Source organism: Halanaerobium congolense, from assembly GCF_004366375.1.
Classification (GTDB): domain Bacteria; phylum Bacillota; class Halanaerobiia; order Halanaerobiales; family Halanaerobiaceae; genus Halanaerobium; species Halanaerobium congolense.
Window position 1 is genome coordinate 1 of the sequence record NZ_SOEF01000068.1, and the last position, 3795, is coordinate 3795.

Genomic DNA, 3795 nt, shown 5'->3' on the forward strand with positions numbered 1-3795 from the left:
AAATCTTTCACCCACCGGGTGAAAATAATATTTTGATAGAATGTTGCTATATTAGGACTGATAATTTATTTCGTGGTTGCTATGAATAATTCAGGATATATTATCTCGATTATTTAAAAATGAATCAAAAGAATTCGCAATCTCATCTTCTTTTAATGTGCCTTGCCGAGTAAAAAATATATCAAGTGCTTTTAAAATATTACTTTTTCCTACATTATTTTTTCCAACTAATATATTTAAACCTTCTTGTATCTCTTCAAATTTAAAATCTACTAAAGTTTTATAACCTGATATAGCTATTTTTTTAATATACACATTTAAACTCCTTTCTCACATATAGTTATTTCGGATAACGATTCTGGGATTCGCGGTGTGCCCGGTGTCCACAGACCTGGTGCAAAGTTTGCCATCATACTCGTAATTGTTTAATAGCAAGCTTTGTGCCAGAGGGCATGCCGTTAATCACATGTTATATGACTGTTATAGCAACATCGACTCTATTGCTTATCATTTATATCCAAAACTTCGAACCTCTATCTTCTTTTTTGCCATAGTCTGCCAGCAAAAAACTTAATCATCAGTCTGAAGTTTTGGAGATAATGCTGTGACTCTCATAAGATTGATCACGGTTTTCTTTTCTTAGATCACTTGGTTAAGTTAAAAACCTTTCAGTTTCTATTTACTTTCACCGGAAAAAGTGCAAAAATATCATCCTGCGCGGACCAAACCCTTTTTTCTGCTCTTTTTAGCTGCAGTAACTTTTGCTATAATGTCATATAACGTCCCTGGGATTTGCGCTCGTGACTGTTTCCGCAGGAACTGGCGTAAAGCTTGCTTTTTCATATTCGAGATTGGTTAGATTGCAAGCTTTATGACAGAAGGCATGATGCCAATCCCATGTTATACGATGGAGCTGGTTTGCTCTTTTGATAAATTTTAGAAATCTTTATAAATAAAAAAAGGGGTTTATCTCCCCTTTTCCAGTATTCTTTTATATGCACTTATATAAACAACTTGATCTTCTCTTTTACCAACATGCATTGTTTCTGAAAAGTCAAGTAAATTTTAAAAATACTTTTGTAGTCCCAGGTGTTCTATGCAGCTGTTGATTTTCTCTTTCTATTGAGCCGTTTTCTTCTATCAATAGCTGATTGATGTTTCTTCTTTCTCTCATTTATAATTTCATCGGCTTTGCCGTTATATTTTTGATCTGGTGTTACAAATTCTATACCCTGGTGCAGTCTTTCAGAATTATAATGGTCAATAAATTTCTCTATATCATCTCTGGCTTCATAAAAGCTCTGATATGTTGCTTTTCTATAGACATTCTCATACTTAATTGTTTTATGGAAAACTTCAATTTTCCCGTTTGTCTCAGGGTGTTTTACAGCTGTTCTGATGTGCTTGATCTCCCATTCTTCAAGGAATTCAGTAAAAGATTTAGACACAAGCTGAGTGCCGTTATCACTTACAAGAGCTGGCCTGCTGACAGGATCTGCTTCAAATATACCTGCTTTAAACATGGCTCTACTAAGGACCCGCTGCATATCGTCTGCAGTCATAGTTTGAGAGAGTTCTCCATGGATGATTTTACGGGAGTAGCCATCAAGAACGCAGATTAAATAGGCATGGGTATTTTTTACAGGGATATAACTAATATCGGTATGCCACATTTTGTTTGGTTGATCAACTTCAATTTTACCGTCTGCATTTTTCTTTTTGTGATATTCCTGTTCAGGAATAAGACCAGCATCTTTAAGCACCCGATATGTACTGGATGCTGACACATAAACAATATCATCATCCATCATCTTTTTAGCAAGCTTTCTATGACGCTGATCTGGGTGTTTAAGAGCATAATCTATAATCGCCTGCTTTTCTTCCTCTAAAAGGCTGTGAGGGCATGAGGCAGGGGTAGACTTATGGTTTTTAAGCCCTTCCATACCCTCAGCTTTATAGCGTTTTCTCCAGTCATAGTAACGCCAGGAATTAAGCTCTAATATTTCACAGGTGGTCTTAATTGGCAGAGTAGATTCTTCCACTATATCCATTAGTTTTCTTTTTTCATCTGCTGCAAGCCAGTCATTTTTGATTTCACCATGCAGTCCTATTTGTCGTTTTTTTTTAGAATCTGAAGCTCACAGGTTTGTTCTACCAGAGTCTGTTTTAGTCTATCGACTTCATCTTTAAGTTTTTCTTTTTCAGGATCTTTTTTCTTTTTGTTTCTAAATACTTTAGTTGCAGAACCAATAAGTCTTTTTTTCCACTGATAAAACTGACTCTCATAAATACCATGTTTACGGCAGGTCTCAGAGATATTATCATTTTGAAGACCTTCAAGAACAATTTCCATCTTTTCTTCAGGTGAGCGTTTAGTGTTTTTACTCATAATTATCTCCCTTTCTAGTTATTATTTTGAAGGAAGAAAACGACCATGTCAAATTAGCTGGCATAATTTAAATTACTACAAAAAACTTTTGGAAATCTCTTTGACGGGCTTAGAAACATTATACAACAGACCAAACCATAACTTCTTTTTCGTTCATTATTTGATAAACAACTCTATATTTTTTCCGATAAAAGTAGATTTTTAAACAACCTGATAGATCAATTCCACTTTTATTTCCAAGTGGTTTTCCTAATTCAGGTGATCTTTTAATTTTATTAAGTGTACTTTTAAGTCTCGGTTTAACACTTCCATCTAAATTATCAATATCATTTTTAACTTCAGGATGAAATTTAAGCTTCATCAACTTAAGCCCCCTAAAAACTATTCTTTATCTAATAAATCCATTATCTCTTTTTCGCTTACTGCATCTTTAAGATCAAAGTTTTCTTTTCTTTTGGCTATAATCTCTTCAATATGGGCATCCTCTAGTTGGTCTTCCAGAAATTCTATTTTTTCTAGTAACATTTCATATTCTTCAATATCCATCATAATACCTTCAATATCATTATTTCTGGTAATAAAAAGCGGGGACTCTTTTGTTTTATCTAACATTTTACTAAAATTACGAACAATTTCAGAAGATGAGACCATATGATCTCTATCAATTCTTAAAGTAACCATTATCGCACCTCCATAGATTAAAATATTTCATAAATGATTATCTTAATTAAATTATACATTAAATTTTATGTAAAATCAATTTCAATATCTTTAGTTTTAATTTATAGAAGTATTTTAGCTTAGAATTTAATTATTATTTTAAAAGACTTTTTCAAACCAGCTCTTTCGTATAACGTTACTGGGATTCGCGGTGTGCCCGATGTCCACAGACCTGGTGCAAAGTTAGCTTTCATATCCACAATTGTTCAAGTGCTAACTTTGTGCCAGAGGGCATGCCGTTAATCCCATGTTATATGCTGTACTGATTTATCGAAGCTGATAAACTATCTCTATCTTCAAATTGCTAACCTTAATTCAACGATTACCTTAACCAGCAGGCATTTCATCAACACCTAAATATACCACATCTTCACGAAGTGCGTGAAGATATAACAATGCTCATGGAATTTGAAGATAGATGCTGTAAAATATCATAAAATTGATCATGGTTTTCAAAAGGCACTTAGTTAAAATAAAAACTTTTCAGTTTCTATTTCCCTTCCCCGGAGAAATTAAATTCACTTCATCCTGCGATGATCCAACCCTTTTTCTTCTCTCTTTATGCTGCTGCGCTGCTAAATCAGTATTGCATATAACGATACTGGGATTCGCGGTGTGCCCGATGTCAACAGACCTGGTGCAAAGTTGGCTATCATACCCGTAATTAGTTGAGTGCTAACTTTGTG

At 34.0% G+C, this 3795-nt stretch carries 5 protein-coding genes; all 5 read right to left on the minus strand.

Going from position 1 to position 3795, the window contains the following annotated elements; translation table 11 throughout:
- Nucleotides 1-90 precede the first annotated feature (90 nt).
- Nucleotides 91-315: an AAA family ATPase gene (locus tag C7954_RS13275; RefSeq protein WP_134060285.1), complete on the minus strand. Its 225-nt coding sequence runs from the start codon at nucleotides 313-315 to the stop codon at nucleotides 91-93.
- Between the two features lie 779 nt (nucleotides 316-1094).
- Complete coding sequence (locus C7954_RS13285; protein WP_338068546.1) at nucleotides 1095-2111, minus strand: IS3 family transposase; 1017 nt, start codon at nucleotides 2109-2111, stop codon at nucleotides 1095-1097.
- Nucleotides 2108-2389, minus strand: a complete 282-nt coding sequence (locus C7954_RS13290) for a transposase (RefSeq protein WP_134060289.1) — start codon at nucleotides 2387-2389, stop codon at nucleotides 2108-2110. Before C7954_RS13290 ends, C7954_RS13285 begins: the two co-directional genes overlap by 4 nt.
- A gap of 118 nt (nucleotides 2390-2507) precedes the next feature.
- Entirely contained in the window at nucleotides 2508-2750 is a 243-nt protein-coding gene (locus C7954_RS13295; protein ID WP_134060291.1) for a type II toxin-antitoxin system RelE family toxin, read from the minus strand.
- A 20-nt stretch (nucleotides 2751-2770) separates the two neighbouring features.
- A complete protein-coding gene (locus C7954_RS13300) occupies nucleotides 2771-3070 on the minus strand; it encodes a type II toxin-antitoxin system Phd/YefM family antitoxin (RefSeq protein ID WP_005488947.1) in 300 nt (99 codons plus the stop codon).
- Nucleotides 3071-3795: the final 725 nt, after the last annotated feature.